The following is a 16883-nucleotide window of genomic DNA, read 5'->3' as shown; positions in this document are numbered from 1 at the left end:
AGGTTTGGCTATCTCCTCAAACCAATGTCGTTTCAAATGGTTAAAAGAATATGGAAAAAATGAAAAGAAATGTAGTGATCACCGGTGCTTCGAGTGGTGCCGGCAGAGCCACCGCTCTGACATTCGCAAAAAATGGTGATGATTTGGTCATCGCCGCTCGACACTCAAAGGCGCTGGAAGAACTGGCTGATGAATGCAGGGCTTTCGGCGTGCTTGTAAAAGCTATACCGACCGACGTTTCAAATTACCACGAAGTAATCAATCTCGCAGGAATTGCCGCTGAAGGAAACCGGGATATCGACATATGGATCAATAACGCGGGCGTGCTTTCTATCGGCGCATTCGACCTTACCCCAATGGAAATCAGCGAACAAGTAGTCAAAACCAATCTGATTGGATACATGAATGGTGCGCATGCGGTCCTATCTTATTTTAAATCACAAGGCCATGGCATTTTGATCAATAACATCTCCATTGGCGGCTTTCTTCCTGTTCCTTACGGCGCAGGCTACTCTGCTGCCAAGTTCGGGCTTCGCGGATTCTCAGCAGCACTGAAGTCAGAATTAAAATCTTATTCCCGCATACATATCTGTGATGCATTTCCAGGATTTCTTGATACTCCAGGTATGCAGCATGCCGCAAATTACACAGGGAAAGCACTAAAACCCGGACCCATCGTGTATGATCCATTTCGACTCGCGAATGCGATCTATGAACTATCAATTCATCCCCGGTCAGAGAAAATGGTCGGAAGTTTTTCAAGCTTGATGCGTATATCCTATGGTCTGCTTCCTTCGCTAACCAGGGGAATTGCATCGGCAGTAATTAATACCTATTTAAAGCAAGCAAAAACAATCACCCCTACGAGCGGAAATATTTTTAACAGCGTGGATTATGGGCATTCCACCCATGGCGGATGGGGAATCCCGGGAAAGCCCAAAGAACATCGTAAATATATAGCGATTGGAACGATTGCCCTACTTGCTTTGCTGCTCACGAAAAGAAAAATATAGACGTGATATCAAGCGCTATTGCAGAGGATAAGCCAGCTTCCTTTATATGCAAAGAAAGTTATGGGTCGTTTAGCAATGGTTTAAGCAAATAAAATGATCGAAGGTCAAACCATATCTTTATATAATTAGATCCATCCTTAATTAGTGCTGACTATGAATACCAGAAGAGATTTTTTACGAAATATAGGTGCATCAGCCTTGATGCTGCAATTGAATTCATTAACAACATTTGCTGATTCTTCAGATCATCATGAACAGCCTTACCAAGGAAAAGTATTGAGGGTTGCTATCATGGGATTGGGCGGATATGGCACCCGCGTCGCTGAAGCGATGAAAGACTGCACTAAAGCTAAGCTGGTGGGTGTTATCAGCGGTACTCCTTCTAAAATTAAGGACTGGCAAGCGAAATACAATATCCCTGAAAAAAATTGCTACAATTACGACAACTTCGATCAGGTTAAAAACAATCCGGATATTGATGCGATTTATGTGATTACACCAAATGCATTGCACCACAGTCAGGTTATCCGTGTAGCCATTGCAGGAAAACATGCGATATGCGAAAAACCCATGGCGCTAAATGCCAGAGAAGGACAAGAGATGATAGACGCGTGCAAAAAAGCAGATGTAAAATTGCTGGTTGGTTACAGGATGCATTTTGAGCCACGCACATTGGAAGTGATTCGGATGCGAAACGCAGGAGAATTTGGGAAGGTGATGTTTTTTCAGGGGCAATGTGGTTTTAAAGCAGGAGATCCTAAACAGTGGCGTTTAAACAAAGCGCTAGCGGGAGGAGGATCAATGATGGATATTGGAATCTATGCCCTTAATGGAGCGAGGTATATGGTGGGTGAAGAGCCGGTTTGGGTGACCGCTCAGGAAACTAAAACCGATCCCGTAAAATTTAAAGATGGTGTTGATGAAACCATACAGTTTCAACTCGGTTTCGCCAGTGGTGCTGTAGCATCCTGTTTATCCAGCTACAATATCAATCATCTTGATAGGTTTTTTCTGAGTGGTGACAAAGGATTCGCAGAAATGCAGCCCTCAACCGGTTATGGTCCAATACGGGGAAGGACACATCAGGGAGAACTTACGCAGCCTTTAACCATTCACCAAACGGTACAAATGGACGAAATGGCCGACATTATCCTTACCAATAAAAAGCCGGAAGTTCCTGTGAACGGTGAAGAAGCTTTAAAAGACCTAAAGATTATCGATGCCATTTACCAGGCGGTGAAAACAGGAAAAAAAGTCCCACTTACTATTTAAAAAACGTATAGTAACAGATTTAGCTGACCTCGTTTAAGAACGTAATAATGTTGATAGCAGGCTGCAATAGATTACAGCCAACTACCAAAATTAAAGAAAATGAAACTAGGGTACTAAGAGTTATTTTTAGGTTATCACCACCTGTTGAGCCATAAAAAGATATTTCATCTCATTTGCTACCTTCTTCTGTTTCACTTTCGAATAAATCTGCGTTGTTCGTATACTCGAATGTCCAAGCATATGAGAAACGCTCTCAATTGAGATTCCTTTTTCGAGCGTCACAGTGGTGGCAAATGTATGCCTGGCAACGTGGAAGGTTATTTGTCTTCCTAATCCGGCTTTTTCTGCTATTACCTTTAAACTTCTGTTGGTGTATTGATTCGAAGGGCAAGGGAAAATTGTCTCCCTATTTATAGCGTCCGGCGATAACTTATATTTTTGAATAAGTGACATAGCAATAGGCAGCACCAAAACATGGAAACTTCGCTCATTTGTATTTAAGGTCTTTTTCCTTTGCATCACGAGCCAGACTCCACCTTCGTTATCGGTCGTGATGTGATGGGAAGCAAGAGAACTGATTTCACTGTAGGCAAGTCCAGTATAACAACTAAACACAAACATATCCCGCACAACACACTGGACAGGATCGGGCAAATCAACTTGTCTGATTGAAGCCAATTCATCATCATTTAGGACATTCCGGTCTTTAGTTACGAGTTTTCGAGTAAAATGGATGAAAGGATCTCTCAAAATCCAACCAAATTTTAATGCCAGCCCCATCAACTTCTGAAATCTTTCCATGTGCTTCATTACTGTGTTGTTAGTGCATGGCCTCTGTCCTTTGTCTGGAGATTTAGTGCGCAGATAAACGCCAAAATCAGTGATAAACTTGAAATCAATTTTCGAAAGCTGAATATCTGACAACTTTTTTCTCTTTAAAAATTCTGAGAGAAAACGCTCTGTAGAATAGTAGTTTTTCAATGTTCCTGCAGCTAGTAATTTACCTGGTTGATCGAAATGGTATTTGATTAAGTCTCTTAAAGACTTTCCCTGATCTTCGCCTTCAACCTTAATTTTAATTTTTTCGGCAGTCACCACCTCTTTCTGAAAACGTAATTCATCGTAAGCCAAATTAATATCATTTACTATTTGCCGCATCCGGTCACGAGCCAAAATGTTCTCTGGTGAATTTCCTTTTAACTTTTGAGCCTTTTGGTTCCACTGCGCTACTTCTACTGTCTGTTTAACAGGCATAAAAACCCTGCTACCATCGACAGTTATTTTAACGTAGATTGGAGTTCTCCCAAAGGCCTCTCTATTGCGCCTAATAAAGAAATTGACGCTAAAACTGTGGTTAGATTTCATAAAATCTCCTCTTTAATTTGCAACCAAATCGACGACAAAAACAGCAAAAAAATTGAGCGATTTAATCGTTTGTTTTTTTTGAAAAAAAAATTAGTTATAAAAATTCCAGTTTTGAAGAGATCACAAACTTATAAGAAAAATTTTGTCGTCGATTTGGTTGCAAAATGTTTGATATATATTGCCCCATAATGACCCATCTTAAAAAACAAAACCCCCTAAATTCACCATTTAGAGGGTTTTTGATACAATCTGTATCTGTATTCGTCGGGATGGCAGGATTCGAACCTACGACCTCCTGCTCCCAAAGCAGGCGCGATACCGGGCTACGCTACATCCCGAACTTGGTATCTTCTTTATTCCCTTTTTCTAAGGGTTGGCAAAGTAACGGTTTTAAAATGACAATTCCATTTTTTTTGTTACTTTTTTTGTTTCGCGGTGAGGGCGGGATTCGAACCCGCGGTACCGTTACCAGTACGACAGTTTAGCAAACTGTTCCTTTCGGCCTCTCAGGCACCTCACCGTTAACCTTCAAAATTTGTCCTACCGACCTTGTTTTGAGGTCTGCAAATATAGTAAAACAAGTTATTCTACAAAAAAAAATTACAAAACTTGTTGATAATCTATTCGCACATGATAGATACTCATCAGCATTGTCTTGAATATCAATTTGATAGTTTCAATATCTTTTAATGTTAAATCGCAATCATCTAATTGATTTTGTTCTAATTTGTAGTTAATTATCCGTTCAACGATGTCATTTATGTTCTGAGCATCGGGATTTTTAAGACTTCTTGAGGCAGCTTCGACAGAATCTGCCAGCATTAGCACTCCTTGTTCTTTACTAAAAGGTATAGGTCCGGGGTACCTGAAAATATTTTCGTCGACGAATTTTTCTGGTGTATTTTTTAAAAATGACTGATAAAAATAATCGACACGAGTGTTTCCGTGATGAGTTCTAATAAAATCGATGATGGCTTCCGGAATTTGATTTTTTCTCAAAATCTCAATCCCCTTGTGCACATGTTGAATAATAATCTGAGCGCTTTGCTCATAAGGTAGCTTATCATGTGGGCTGACTGCAGTATTTTGATTCTCGATAAAATACTGAGGATTGTCTACTTTACCAACATCATGATACAATGCGCCTGCCCTAACCAACACAGAGTTTCCCCCGATTTTGAAAATTGCTGCTTCAGCCAAGTTGGCCACCTGCAATGAATGCTGAAAGGTGCCTGGTGCTTTAAATGCTAATTCACGAAGTAATTTATTATTGGTGTTCGTTAACTCAATAAGCGCTACATCAGATGTAATTCCGAAAATTCTTTCAAAAAGATAAATCAGTGGATATGCCAATAATGATAGTAATACACTAAATACGAAAGGCAAAAAGTTAATCCATTCGATTTCACGGAATGATCCTTCACGAAGCAGAGCAATACCAACAAACGAAACGAAGTAGGCTAGCAATATGAATAAAGCAGAAACAAGAAATCTTTCTCGTTTTACAAAATTTTTAATACTGAAGATTGCCACCATTCCAGCGGTTACCTGATAAAACACAAACTCAAAACTATTCGCCACAAAAAAGCCAGCGATTAGAATTACCAGCATATGTAGATAAAGTGCCAAGCGTGTATCAAACAAAATCCTGATGATTATAGGAACTACACAAAATGGAATATAATATAGGCTAGGAATTTCCATCTTTATTGCCCAGGTCAGTGCAAGCAGCATTCCGGTTGTGACGATCAGTATTAAGGATAGCTGGCGATTGTCTGCAAAAATATCTTTCCTGAAAAGAAACAGGAATGACATGAGGATGGTAAGGATAAAACTGACCAATACCACCTGACCAACATAAACGAGCACCCTACTTCCAATCGTTTTTGTTTGTGCATCGTAGGTAGTTTTGTATGATTCTAGCTTCTGATAGATTTCTTCATCGATGACATCGTTTTTGGAAACAATTAGTTCGCCTTTCTGCACCATTCCCTTTGTTGTAGAAATATTATTAACAGTATTGTCCTGAATTACTTGCGTTAAACGTTCATCAAAAACAATATTGGGAACAAGATGGTCAATCACCAGATTAGACACTAAATCTGTCATTACCTGGTTGGTTGCCTTAAAATTCGCTTTAAAAAAAAGTAATGCGCTTTCGGTCGTGAAAACGTCTTGAGTATTCCTCGTTTTGGAAACATTGTTCTCCATCAAAGAAAAATCATAGTGTTTAGCACCTGCCTGATGTTTAATATTTAAACCAATAATTCCTTTCTGATAAATATTTTTCAAAAGATTAGCAGATTCGGCCTTGTATAACACCCTATTTTTCTCATCAAGTTGTGTTGACTTCCATTTAATATCAAAATCATTTGAGAACTCTTCCAAGGCATTATCAGAAATTGCTTTGTCGAACTGATAAACAGGCAAGATATTTTTTAAAGCATTTTTCTTATCATTACTTACCTGAGGATTCGTTTTTAAAATCGCGAAGCTAAAAGGTGAAATTAGATCTTTATTTTTCCAAACTGTATTTTTCTCGAATTCATACCTAAAGCGTGGTTGCTTTGGTAGAAATAGTGTGATGATGAATACCGTAAAAATCATCATCACATATTTTAGGTTTGATGAATATTTACGGTAAAGGATTTTATGTGAGTTTTTTTTGATTTTAGCCAAAACGAAGAGATTATTATGCTTCCAAAATTAACATTTTTATCTAATATACATTTTACTGTTTTTGTTTGCAATTACCAGATTTTATATTTTATTTTATGATATCAAATTAATATCAATCATGTATCAAGAAAAAATTATCAGTCCTCCATCAGGTTATTTAACCTTCGTATTATGCCTTGCGCTTTTAGGCGCCTCTATTTTTTGCTTTGTAACAGAAAACTTTTTATGGGGCGGAATTTTGTTAACTATCGATGTATTTTTAATATTTCCAGGTTTTTTAATCATCAATCCAAATCAATCAATGGTTTTAACCTTATTTGGTAAATACATCGGCACAGTGAAAGCCGACGGTTTTTTTTGGGTGAATCCATTAACTGCAAAAAGAAGGATATCATTAAAAGCTAATAACTTAAACGGTCAGCAACTTAAAGTTAATGACAAATTAGGTAACCCGATAGAAATTGCAGCTGTTGTAGTTTGGAAAGTTAACGAAACCGCGAAAGCAGTTTTTTCTGTAGAAAACTATATGCAATACGTGAATATTCAAAGTGAAGCCGCAGTGAGGCATTTGGCAAATATTTTCCCTTACGACCATTCTGAAGGCGAAGAAGATAGCATTACGCTAAAAGATGGTGCCGAAAAGGTAAGTGAATTGTTGGAAAATGAGTTGAACGAGCGGTTATCAAGAGCCGGCATTGAAGTGTTAGAAGCAAGAATTTCGCATTTGGCTTACGCTCCGGAAATTGCAAGTGCTATGCTGCAGCGCCAACAAGCTACTGCCGTAATTGCCGCCAGAAAACTGATTGTAGAAGGCGCTGTCGGAATGGTTGAAATGGCACTGGAGAAGTTATCACAAAAAGGTATTGTTGATTTAGATGAAGAAAGAAAGGCCGCCATGGTTAGTAATTTACTGGTAGTGCTATGTGGGGACCGACATGTACAACCTGTGGTAAATACAGGAACCCTATACAATTGATAAAATGGAATTCGAAGAAAAACAAGGTTTGAAAATTTGGTGGTTATATCTCATCACCGGTTTGACGATATTTCCTATGGTAGCTATTCTTATTTTTTCTGAGGATGGACCGAATTTCACGGAACTAAAAGCAATGTATTTCGCCCCTTTTTTTGCAGTTTTTCTTCCTTTCCTAATCATTTTTATTATTCAACAGAACCAACTTACCTTGTTAATTACGCAAAATGGTTTATCGTACAAATATTTTCCATTTCATCGTAAAGGAAACATTTATTCATGGGAAAGTATCGAGAGAGCATACATCAGAAAGTTTGATGCATTTTCTGAATATGGTGGCTACGGGGTGAAACATAGACTTTGGTTTAGGCTAAAGGACAAAGCCTACATTTTAAATGATTATTCGAAAGGGCTTCAATTTGAATTTAAGGATGGAAAAAAGGTTTTATTCAGCTCAAATAGAATTGATGAGTTGGAATTATTTCTAATCAATTTAAAAACAAAATACAGTATTCAAGCAATTAGTTGAGGGATGGCAGAAAAAGATAAAAAAGCTTTTGTATTGAGAATTAGTCATGCTTTACTAAAAGAAGTAGAGACCTGGGCAGCTGATGAATTTAGAAGCACCAATGGGCAAATTGAATTTTTGCTTAATCAAGCAATAAAAACACGAAAAAAGCCAAAACCAAGAGAAGAATAACTAAAGCCGCAGTTTTGCAGCTCTGGTTTTTGAATGGCATATCACTTATCCCCTATGCTAAAATGACATGATATACGTTATTGCAATGTTAAAATATTTATAACTTAGCAACCTAACCAATAATTCATAAAAGTTTTTATTCATGAGAGAAGTTGTAATTGTTTCGGCTACCAGAACGCCGATTGGAAGCTTTGGTGGTTCCTTGTCGCAGTTTTCTGCTACACAATTGGGTGGGTTTGCAATTAAAGCTGCCATTGAAAAAGCAGGTTTAAAACCAGAACAGATACAGGAAGTTTACCTGGGAAATGTGCTTTCTGCAAATCTTGGGCAGGCACCGGCTACACAAGCCGCAAAATTTGCAGGCTTACCTGATCTTCCGGCAACAACTATAAATAAAGTATGCGCCTCTGGCACAAAAGCTATTATGCTCGCTGCCCAGAGCATCGCTAGCGGTGATAATGAAATCATTTTAGCCGGTGGCATGGAAAGTATGAGTAACGTTCCTTATTATTTAGATAAGGCTAGAAACGGATATCGATTAGGGCATGGACAGGTTACTGATGGTTTGGTAAAAGACGGCTTATGGGACGTGTACAATGATTATCATATGGGTTCTGCAGCTGAGCTTTGCGCTACGGAATGTGGCATTACTCGCGAAGCACAAGATAATTTTGCTGTAGCATCTTATAAAAGAGCGCAAGCTGCCCAGACTGCCGGTAAATTCGCAAATGAAATAACGCCGATTGAAGTAAAGGATAGAAAAGGGGAAATTTCAATAATCGATACAGATGACGAGCCAACTGCTGTTAAGTTCGAAAAGATACCAGGATTGAAACCAGTATTTAAGAAAGACGGAACGGTAACCGCTGCAAATGCATCAACATTAAACGACGGGGCGGCAGCATTGGTTTTAATGAGCGCTGACAAAGCCAGGGAACTGGGTATTAAACCTTTGGCTAAAATTTTGGGTTATGCCGATGCGCAACAAGCGCCAGAGTGGTTTACTACAGCACCAGCAAAAGCAATTCCATTAGCTTTACGCAAAGCAAATATCGATATTAAAACAGTCGATTATTTTGAAATTAATGAAGCTTTTTCTGTGGTTTCGATAGCTAACAATCAAATATTGGAATTATCAGATGACCGGGTTAATGTAAATGGTGGTGCTGTATCGCTCGGCCATCCACTTGGTGCTTCAGGTGCAAGAATTGTAGTTACCTTACTATCAGTTCTTGAGCAAAACGATGGAAAGATAGGCGTAGCGGGAATATGTAATGGTGGCGGTGGTGCAAGCGCTATTGTAATCGAAAAATTATAAGCCTTGGGAATTGTTTCTTCAGCATCTTTATTATAAATGAGCATTAAAACAGTATATATTTTTTTTGTGATTGCTTTGTTTGGGCTTAATTTACAAGCCCAGCAAAGTCATCAGAAACTTGATGTATTTCAAGATACGCTAATTAAAATTTCTAACGCCGCGATGGCCGAAAATTTTGATCATAAAAAACTAGACCTTAACGGAAAGTTTGTTAAAACTTTAGTTGAGGCTTTGAAAACACCAGGTTCCTTTAGTTATCCTTTCGATTCTTTAAAAAATGTTTCGGTTATAAAATCTCCAGATCAAGCATTCCGAATCATTAGCTGGTACATTCAATTGGAGAATGGTACCTATCGCTATTACGGAGCCATTCAGATGAATACGAATAGCGGGCCACTAAAGCTTTTTCCACTAATCGATCAGACAGATAACATCAAAGATCAGAATGCGATTAATGATAACCAGAATTGGTTTGGCGCCCGTTATTATGAGATTATCCCTGTAACTAGCGGTAGTCGTTTGCCCTATTATGTTTTATTGGGATGGAAGGGTAACAGCCAGACAACAACTAAAAAAGTAATCGAAATATTATCTTTCACTAAAGATAAAGCAACTTTCGGCGCACCGGTTTTCGATGGAAAAAACATCAAAGACAAAAACCGGTTTGTATTTGAATATGCCAAATCGAATGCTATGTTTTTAAAGTCAGATAAAAAGGCCGGTATGATTGTTTTTGATCACCTCGCACCATTTGATTCTGAAATGTTGGGTAAATTTGAATATTATGGTTCTGACGGCACGTTTGACGGTTTCAAAGTTATCGGAGGAAAATTAAAACTTCAGGAAGGATTGGAACTGAACAATGATGCAAATTCGATGGACGAGCTTTATGCAGATCCGAAAAAAAATAATAAACCCATCAGAAAGTTCTAGTATTTCGCATTTCTTAACAAGTTCATTACCCGCCCTTGTCGTAAAAATTTGTGAGTTTGCCGCTCACTGCCTATATTGCGCCTTGCAAACTAGCTTAACAACACACAAATTCTGAATTCATAAACTAACACCAACAAATGTTTTATGCAAACATCCATTGAAACCAAAGACGATTTCTTTAGTAGCAAAGTATTGGGTCATCCAGCAGGATTATTCGTACTTTTTTTTACGGAGATGTGGGAAAGATTTTCGTACTACGGCATGCGGGCTTTGCTCGTTTTGTTTTTAACTTCATCCATGTTTGGCGACAATCCGGGATGGGGATGGCCAAGGGAGCACGCATTAGCTATTTATGGCTCTTATACCTCGTTGGCTTACCTTACTCCAATTCTGGGCGGTTTTATTGCAGATAGATTTATCGGTTACCGTTGGGCCGTAATTCTTGGCGCTTTATTGATGACTTTAGGCCACTTATCAATGGCTTTTGAGTTCAACCCTATCTTCATGTACTTAGGCTTATGTCTTTTGGTAACCGGAAACGGATTCTTCAAACCAAACATGACTTCGATTTTATCGCATATGTACAAAAAACATCCTCAAAAGAAAGATGGTGCTTATACTATTTTTTATATGGGTGTTAATTCTGGCGCCTTTTTAGGAATGCTTTTATGCGGCTATATTGGTGAAAATCCGAATTGGGGATGGAGTTACGGTTTTGGTTTGGCGGGTATTTTCATGTTTGTGGGCATGCTGCAATTCTACTTCACCAAAAATATTTTTGGCTCAATTGGTTTAAAACCCGAGAAAAATAATGTGGTAATTGATGAAGACGAAGATCCGGCGGAAGCTAAAAGAAATCCTTTTTCGGTTTTCGATATCGTTCTAATAGGGTTAATTTCAATCATCGGGCTAGTATGGATTATCAATGACCCAGCTTCTAAAATCACAGGATCAACGGTATTTAATTTTAGCGTGGGCAGCTTAACCGGAGATAATGTGGCCATTATTGTTGCGTTAATACTATTCATTTTTATTTTGATTAAGAGAATTGCACAATATACTCCGCAGCTTCGCGACAAAATGATTGTGGTTATTGTACTTGCTTTTATCACCATTTTCTTCTGGGCATCGTTTGAGCAAGCAGGTGGTTCAATGACAATTTTTGCTAAAGATTATACAGCCAGATTGCTGGAAGGACATGCGAAAATCATTTTCAATGTTGCCAATACCTTAATAACAGTAATCCCGCTGGTTATTATTACTTATGTGCTTTTCAGCTTATTCAGAAAAACTTTTGCCAAATTTGCTTTAGGAAATATTATTCTGGCTGCAGGTTTTGCTATCATTTGGGGTTTAGTGATTTACATGCTCAAGAATCAATATGCCGATGTTAAGGCTGAAGTTCCGGCAACGTGGTTTGGCGTTTTAAATTCTTTGTTTATTATATCCTGCGCACCAATTGTATCAAAACTTTGGGAGAGCAAATTTAACCCTACGGCAACGGTAAAAAATGGATTGGGAATGATCTTATTGGGGATTGGTTTTGCAGCCCTGGCTTATGGCTCAAGTTCCATTCCATCTGGAGCAAAAGTTGCATCTGTAAGTATGATCTGGCTTATTTTAGCTTATTTCTTTCATACCATGGGCGAATTATTTATCTCTCCGGTAGGTTTATCTTATGTATCGAAGTTGGTTCCGGGCAGAATGATCGGTATTATGTTTGGAATCTGGTACCTGGCTATCGCCATCGGTAATAAAATTGCCGGAACGATGGGTGGAGAAATTGATAAGATTACAGCAAAATATTCCATGTCGACATTCTTTTTGATTTTTACTTTGATTCCAATAGGGTTAGGTATTTTCATTATGCTCCTCACTCCTATCATTAAAAAACTAATGCACGGGGTAAAATAACATGCAAATCGCAACAGAAAAAACGCCTTCTATCGAAACTTTAGAAGCGATTCAGAATTTTGAAGGTAAATATCCTAAACAGCTTTGGTATTTATCGTTAGTAGAAATGTGGGAACGTTTCTGCTTCTATGGCATGCGTGGTGTTCTGGCTTTTTTCATGGTTGATCAACTTGGATTAAGTGATCAGAAATCCAACTTACAATATGGCGCTATCCAGGCTTTTGTATACGCTTTTACTTTCATTGGCGGAATATTTGCCGATAAAATTTTGGGGTTCCGTAAGTCGCTTTTCTGGGGAGGATCATTAATGATTATTGGTAACCTGATTTTAGCTTTTTCTCCTCAGGATTTATTTTATGTCGGCATCACCTTATCCATCATTGGAACTGGCTTTTTCAAACCCAATATTTCATCAATGGTTGGTGAGTTATACCATGAAAAAGATAACAGAAGAGATGCTGGTTACGGACTTTTTTATGCCGGAATTAATGTTGGCGGTCTTCTAGGTGGTGCAATGTGTATTTACCTCGGCAAATATGTTTCATGGCATTTATGTTTCCTTTCGGCAGCTTTAGTGATGGCTTTCGGATTAGGTACTTTTATTTTTACGAAGAAGTTTCTAGGCCCGATTGGTAATTCCCCCTTATTAAACTTGGAGAAAACGAAACGAACTACTTACGAAATTGCTGTTTATGTAGGTTCCCTGCTCTGTATTCCGCTTATTTTTATCATGGTAAAAAACACGGCCTACACTGATTACTTCATGTACACTATTGGTATTGTAGCCATGATTTATTTCATTTACGAAACCGCAATGATCAAGGATATCAAAGCACAGTATAAACTGATTGCAGCTTTTGTATTTATTTTCTGCTATTTTATTTTCATGGCCATTTCTGAGCAAAGTGGTGGCTCCTTATCACTTTTTGCCAAAGACAATTTAGATCATAGCCTGTTGTTTTTTAACATCGATCCAAATGTGGTAAACAATAGTGTAAACTCATTTTTTGTCATCGTATTTAGTCCGCTGGTTGGTTTATTGTGGATTGGTATGTACAAAAGGAAAATTGAACCCAACACAGTGGTTAAATTCGGAATCGGATTTTTATTACTGGCGCTCAGTTTTTATGTGTTTTACGCCACGCGGTTCTTTGCAAACGATCAGGGCATTAGCTCACTAAATATTTTTACGCTGGCTTACCTGCTGCTAACCCTTGGCGAACTTTGTTTAGGGCCAATTGGCATGTCAATCATCACCAAACTTTCGCCAAAGAAAATGTTTGGAATGATGATGGGACTTTGGTTTCTATCGAGTGCATTTGGCCAGCTTGCTGCTGGTAAACTCGGTGCAGAGATGTCAAGTATCGATAATGCTTCGCTGATGGCTAAGCTAGTAGCCTATACCGAAGGTTATAAATCACTTGCGCTTTATTCGCTCATTGCTGGGGTAGCATTAATTGCCTTTTCTCAACTGGTAAAAAAATTGATGGGAGAAGTGAGATAAATCAATTCGAAATCAAAAAATCAAAAGCCAGAAAGAAAATTTCAGGCTTTTGATTTTTAATAGCTAATTTCGCCACATTCCAACAAATGGTCTATCGTAATTCTAAAATCTTAATTAATAGTGTCTGATAGTTTAGTAATCATCCCAACTTATAATGAAAAGGAAAATATCGAAAAGATTGTCCGCAAGGTATTCTCTTTAACGCAACCTTTTCACGTATTAATTATAGATGATGGATCGCCGGATGGAACGGCTGATATTGTTAAGTCGCTGCAATCTGAATACGATGGGCATCTTTTCATAGAAGAACGTGCTGGCAAACAAGGTTTAGGAACCGCTTACATTTATGGTTTCAATTGGGCATTGCAAAGAGATTATCAATATATTTTCGAGATGGATGCTGATTTTTCTCATAATCCTGATGATCTTTCGCGGCTGAGAGATGCCTGTGTTCAAGGTGCTGATGTTGCTGTGGGTTCGAGGTATGTGAAAGGTGTGAATGTGGTAAACTGGCCAATGGGTCGGGTGCTGATGTCGTATTTTGCCTCGATGTATGTTCGGTTTATTACCCGTATTAACATTCAGGATGCCACAGCGGGGTTCAAATGTTATCGCAGGATTGTATTGGAAACTATCCCATTAAATAAAATTCGCTTTGTGGGTTATGCTTTTCAAATTGAGATGAAGTTTACGGCGATTAAGTTTGGTTTTAAAGTGGTTGAGGTACCCATTATTTTCACAGATAGAACGGAGGGCACATCGAAAATGAGTACTAAAATTTTCAGAGAAGCTTTTTTGGGCGTAATTCAAATGAAAGTAAACAGTTGGTTTAGGAATTATAGTCGGAGCTAAGGAGTTGAAAGTTAAAAGTTTGGATGAACTTAAATTGCAATGAAAATACTTGTTTTGGCATTCAAGACGCTCAACTCTTTTTTCCCTTGTTTTCTCTGATCATTGCACCAAAATCTTGTTTCTTCACCATCGCATCTACCGTCATCGCCAATCGTTTAGTCCTCGTCGTTTCCGTTTTTGCTTCATTAACCCACTTAATAAAATAATTTTGATGTGATTTTGGCTGCGCTAAAAACACATCCAGCAATCCGTCGTCATCAGCCAAACACATTTCCAAATCTTCAGGCATATCAATTTTAAAATCCTGATCTTCTTTTAGCCATAATTCAATTTTAGCTCCCGCCTCCTTTTTCAATTGCTTTCGAAGTGCTGCCTTTAAGGCGATAATAAAATCGCCCGCTCCCATTGGTATGGTTGCCACACCACTAATTTCCACTGCATCAATTTTTCCTTTTACCCAAAAACTGACCTTACAATCTGGTTTAATTTTACTGGCAACATCTGCTGGAATAAAAACATAACTCCAACCTGTTTTTTCGCCCATTTGGTCGAATTTCTCTATTTCAGCTTTGATGTTAATCATGGATTTGAGAAACATTTAATATATAATGAACACTTCTGCCTCCGCCTGAAACTATAAGTACCCCTAATTTCTCCAACTCTTGCAAATCTCTTGTTGCTGTAGCTTTAGACGCTTTTGTTAACGAGATGTATTTTTTCGCAGTCATTCCTCCTTCGAAACCATCTGGACCAAAGCTGTACATTTTATGTAGAACCTTTACCTGCCGTTCATTAAATCTATTCTTAAATAAGTCAAAAGTTTTGATTTTATTAAGTGTAAAATCAATCATGTCTTTAACATCAAGCTGAGCAGTCAATGCTAAATCAACAAAATAACTTAACCAATCAGAAATATCATTGCTTTGCTGGGCATTTTTCAATGCATTATAATAAGCAGCTTTGTTCCTTTCTATTATTTTAGATAAACTTAGCATAACTGGCCTTCCTAATGTTTGAGATAGTGCCTTTTCTGCTATGGCACGACCTATTCTTCCATTCCCATCTTCAAAAGGATGAATGCTTTCAAAATATAAATGAGCGATTCCCGATCTTATTACAGGATCTTTAAGCTCGTTTATGCCTCCAGGCATTGTTTCATTAAACCATCTTAAAAACGCTTTCATTTCTTGTAAAACCAAAGCAGATGGTGGAGCTTCAAAATGAATTGTTTCTTTATCTAACCCGCCCGAAATCACCCTCATTGGTTCGTCACTCTTTCTCCAAGCACCCACATTAACCCGTCTGTTTTCTCCAAGTAGTAGTATATGCCAATGAAACAGCGTACTTTCTTCCAGGGGGGCTTCAAAAGTATTCCTTACATCGATCATTAAGTCAGCTATGCCAGAAGCCCTTTTATCTTTAACTATTTCAGCGATTTTATTTATACCTAAGTTATTCTTAATTGATGACATCACATCCTCTCTACTTAAAAATTCTCCCTCAATCGCTGAGGTTTTTATTGCCTCCGATAAAATTGTTTCTAAAAGGGTTTCCTTTCGAAGATTACCGGGTAATGCTTTTAACAGTGCATTAACTTCGCCAGTTTGTTGGGCAAAATCATACAACCTCCCAGAAATTTTTTCAGTTGAATAGCTGAACTGTGGCCAATCAGAAAGCTCCCAATTATATTTCATGAGCCGAATATACGATTTATTCGGCTCAAAAAAAAGGTAAATCATGAGCCGATTAGGGCTCATAATCGGCTCATCATCTTTACTGAAACAAAGAGAGTTGCCCTTTTACTGGTGGTTTTCCTTGAAAAAAGAATTCATAGATAACCTCAAATTGTCCGATGGACGTATTAAATTTTCTAATCGCTATTTTTTCGCAGTTGAAATCTAAATTTATATTATTAAAAATATTATTTGCACCTTCTATTTGGTTTGGATCTAATGCTCTCCCGATTGATATGTGAGCCACTGAGCCATTAGTGACGTTCATATGTTTTAAACCTCTTCTAAAATTCTTTAGTAAATCTCTTAAATATATTTTTGAAGCAATGGCAGGCAGTAAAACAAGTGCTTTGCTTTGTTTAGATAATACTATTTCATTAAATGAAATATGCTCAGGTTTTTGATACAAGCAAAAGTTCTTTACATAATATTTATAAAAAAGAAATTCATTTAAATCAGCCTCAAATTCTATGATCGTAATATGAGCTTCTGAATTGCGACTTTTATAGTTTCCTATTCTATCTGCCAATTCATATTTCATGATTTTGACTTTATTAATAATCCCCTTTTGAGGATAAACAACTATTGAATACCAATCTTTTTTCAATTTTGTTTTCATACTTCTGT

At 37.8% G+C, this 16883-nt stretch carries 15 protein-coding genes and 2 tRNA genes; 10 read left to right on the top strand and 7 right to left on the bottom strand.

Features of this window, described 5'->3' with window-relative positions:
* Positions 1-50: 50 nt before the first annotated feature.
* Positions 51-1013, top strand: coding sequence for an SDR family oxidoreductase (locus EA772_RS15180; RefSeq protein ID WP_168187568.1), 963 nt, complete (start codon positions 51-53; stop codon positions 1011-1013).
* Between the two features lie 153 nt (positions 1014-1166).
* Positions 1167-2285, top strand: a complete 1119-nt coding sequence (locus EA772_RS15175) for a Gfo/Idh/MocA family protein (RefSeq protein WP_124913945.1) — start codon at positions 1167-1169, stop codon at positions 2283-2285.
* Between the two features lie 126 nt (positions 2286-2411).
* On the opposite strand, the gene EA772_RS15170 is transcribed toward EA772_RS15175, so the two are convergent.
* From EA772_RS15170 to EA772_RS15155, 4 genes are all read right to left on the bottom strand, one after another.
* On the bottom strand, positions 2412-3650 hold the full coding sequence (locus tag EA772_RS15170; RefSeq protein WP_124913944.1) for a site-specific integrase: 1239 nt from the start codon (positions 3648-3650) through the stop codon (positions 2412-2414).
* Positions 3651-3914: 264 nt separating this feature from the next.
* A tRNA-Pro gene (locus EA772_RS15165) sits at positions 3915-3988 on the bottom strand.
* Positions 3989-4083: 95 nt separating this feature from the next.
* A tRNA-Ser gene (locus EA772_RS15160) sits at positions 4084-4170 on the bottom strand.
* 80 nt (positions 4171-4250) lie between these two features.
* Positions 4251-6329 (bottom strand): HD family phosphohydrolase, encoded by a 2079-nt coding sequence (locus EA772_RS15155; protein WP_371683156.1) that lies wholly within the window; start codon positions 6327-6329, stop codon positions 4251-4253.
* Between the two features lie 118 nt (positions 6330-6447).
* Here EA772_RS15155 and EA772_RS15150 point away from each other — a divergent pair, with 118 nt between their 5' ends.
* The 8 genes from EA772_RS15150 (at position 6448) to EA772_RS15115 (ending at position 14523) form a co-directional block, all read left to right on the top strand.
* A complete protein-coding gene (locus EA772_RS15150; protein WP_124913943.1) occupies positions 6448-7305 on the top strand; it encodes an SPFH domain-containing protein in 858 nt (285 codons plus the stop codon).
* A gap of 4 nt (positions 7306-7309) precedes the next feature.
* Positions 7310-7831, top strand: coding sequence for a hypothetical protein (locus tag EA772_RS15145; RefSeq protein ID WP_124913942.1), 522 nt, complete (start codon positions 7310-7312; stop codon positions 7829-7831).
* Positions 7832-7834: 3 nt separating this feature from the next.
* Positions 7835-8002, top strand: coding sequence for a hypothetical protein (locus tag EA772_RS15140; RefSeq protein ID WP_010602726.1), 168 nt, complete (start codon positions 7835-7837; stop codon positions 8000-8002).
* Positions 8003-8144: 142 nt separating this feature from the next.
* Positions 8145-9320: an acetyl-CoA C-acyltransferase gene (locus EA772_RS15135; RefSeq protein ID WP_124913941.1), complete on the top strand. Its 1176-nt coding sequence runs from the start codon at positions 8145-8147 to the stop codon at positions 9318-9320.
* A gap of 36 nt (positions 9321-9356) precedes the next feature.
* Positions 9357-10253 (top strand): hypothetical protein, encoded by an 897-nt coding sequence (locus EA772_RS15130; RefSeq protein ID WP_124913940.1) that lies wholly within the window; start codon positions 9357-9359, stop codon positions 10251-10253.
* Between the two features lie 144 nt (positions 10254-10397).
* Positions 10398-12167, top strand: a complete 1770-nt coding sequence (locus tag EA772_RS15125) for a peptide MFS transporter (protein WP_124913939.1) — start codon at positions 10398-10400, stop codon at positions 12165-12167.
* Position 12168: 1 nt separating this feature from the next.
* Positions 12169-13671: a peptide MFS transporter gene (locus EA772_RS15120; protein ID WP_124913938.1), complete on the top strand. Its 1503-nt coding sequence runs from the start codon at positions 12169-12171 to the stop codon at positions 13669-13671.
* A 120-nt stretch (positions 13672-13791) separates the two neighbouring features.
* Positions 13792-14523, top strand: coding sequence for a polyprenol monophosphomannose synthase (locus tag EA772_RS15115; RefSeq protein WP_124913937.1), 732 nt, complete (start codon positions 13792-13794; stop codon positions 14521-14523).
* A gap of 70 nt (positions 14524-14593) precedes the next feature.
* On the opposite strand, the gene EA772_RS15110 is transcribed toward EA772_RS15115, so the two are convergent.
* The 3 genes from EA772_RS15110 to EA772_RS15100 form a co-directional block, all read right to left on the bottom strand.
* Complete coding sequence (locus EA772_RS15110) at positions 14594-15106, bottom strand: YdeI/OmpD-associated family protein (RefSeq protein ID WP_124913936.1); 513 nt, start codon at positions 15104-15106, stop codon at positions 14594-14596.
* Positions 15099-16217, bottom strand: a complete 1119-nt coding sequence (locus EA772_RS15105) for a Fic family protein (RefSeq protein WP_148093300.1) — start codon at positions 16215-16217, stop codon at positions 15099-15101. Before EA772_RS15105 ends, EA772_RS15110 begins: the two co-directional genes overlap by 8 nt.
* Before the next feature lie 79 nt (positions 16218-16296).
* Complete coding sequence (locus EA772_RS15100) at positions 16297-16875, bottom strand: hypothetical protein (RefSeq protein ID WP_124913934.1); 579 nt, start codon at positions 16873-16875, stop codon at positions 16297-16299.
* Positions 16876-16883: the final 8 nt, after the last annotated feature.

The organism is Pedobacter sp. G11, from assembly GCF_003860265.1.
Taxonomy (GTDB): domain Bacteria; phylum Bacteroidota; class Bacteroidia; order Sphingobacteriales; family Sphingobacteriaceae; genus Pedobacter; species Pedobacter agri.
Note: the sequence above shows the minus strand (reverse complement) of the source record. Positions and strands in the feature narration are given on the sequence as shown.

Coding starts and splice junctions, on each gene's coding strand:
- EA772_RS15180 (WP_168187568.1), top strand. CDS start 51: ATGGAAAAAATGAAAAGAAATGTAGTGATCACCGGTGCTTCGAGTGGT.
- EA772_RS15175 (WP_124913945.1), top strand. CDS start 1,167: ATGAATACCAGAAGAGATTTTTTACGAAATATAGGTGCATCAGCCTTG.
- EA772_RS15170 (WP_124913944.1), bottom strand. CDS start 3,650: ATGAAATCTAACCACAGTTTTAGCGTCAATTTCTTTATTAGGCGCAAT.
- EA772_RS15150 (WP_124913943.1), top strand. CDS start 6,448: ATGTATCAAGAAAAAATTATCAGTCCTCCATCAGGTTATTTAACCTTC.
- EA772_RS15145 (WP_124913942.1), top strand. CDS start 7,310: ATGGAATTCGAAGAAAAACAAGGTTTGAAAATTTGGTGGTTATATCTC.
- EA772_RS15140 (WP_010602726.1), top strand. CDS start 7,835: ATGGCAGAAAAAGATAAAAAAGCTTTTGTATTGAGAATTAGTCATGCT.
- EA772_RS15135 (WP_124913941.1), top strand. CDS start 8,145: ATGAGAGAAGTTGTAATTGTTTCGGCTACCAGAACGCCGATTGGAAGC.
- EA772_RS15130 (WP_124913940.1), top strand. CDS start 9,357: ATGAGCATTAAAACAGTATATATTTTTTTTGTGATTGCTTTGTTTGGG.
- EA772_RS15125 (WP_124913939.1), top strand. CDS start 10,398: ATGCAAACATCCATTGAAACCAAAGACGATTTCTTTAGTAGCAAAGTA.
- EA772_RS15120 (WP_124913938.1), top strand. CDS start 12,169: ATGCAAATCGCAACAGAAAAAACGCCTTCTATCGAAACTTTAGAAGCG.
- EA772_RS15110 (WP_124913936.1), bottom strand. CDS start 15,106: ATGATTAACATCAAAGCTGAAATAGAGAAATTCGACCAAATGGGCGAA.
- EA772_RS15105 (WP_148093300.1), bottom strand. CDS start 16,217: ATGAAATATAATTGGGAGCTTTCTGATTGGCCACAGTTCAGCTATTCA.
- EA772_RS15100 (WP_124913934.1), bottom strand. CDS start 16,875: ATGAAAACAAAATTGAAAAAAGATTGGTATTCAATAGTTGTTTATCCT.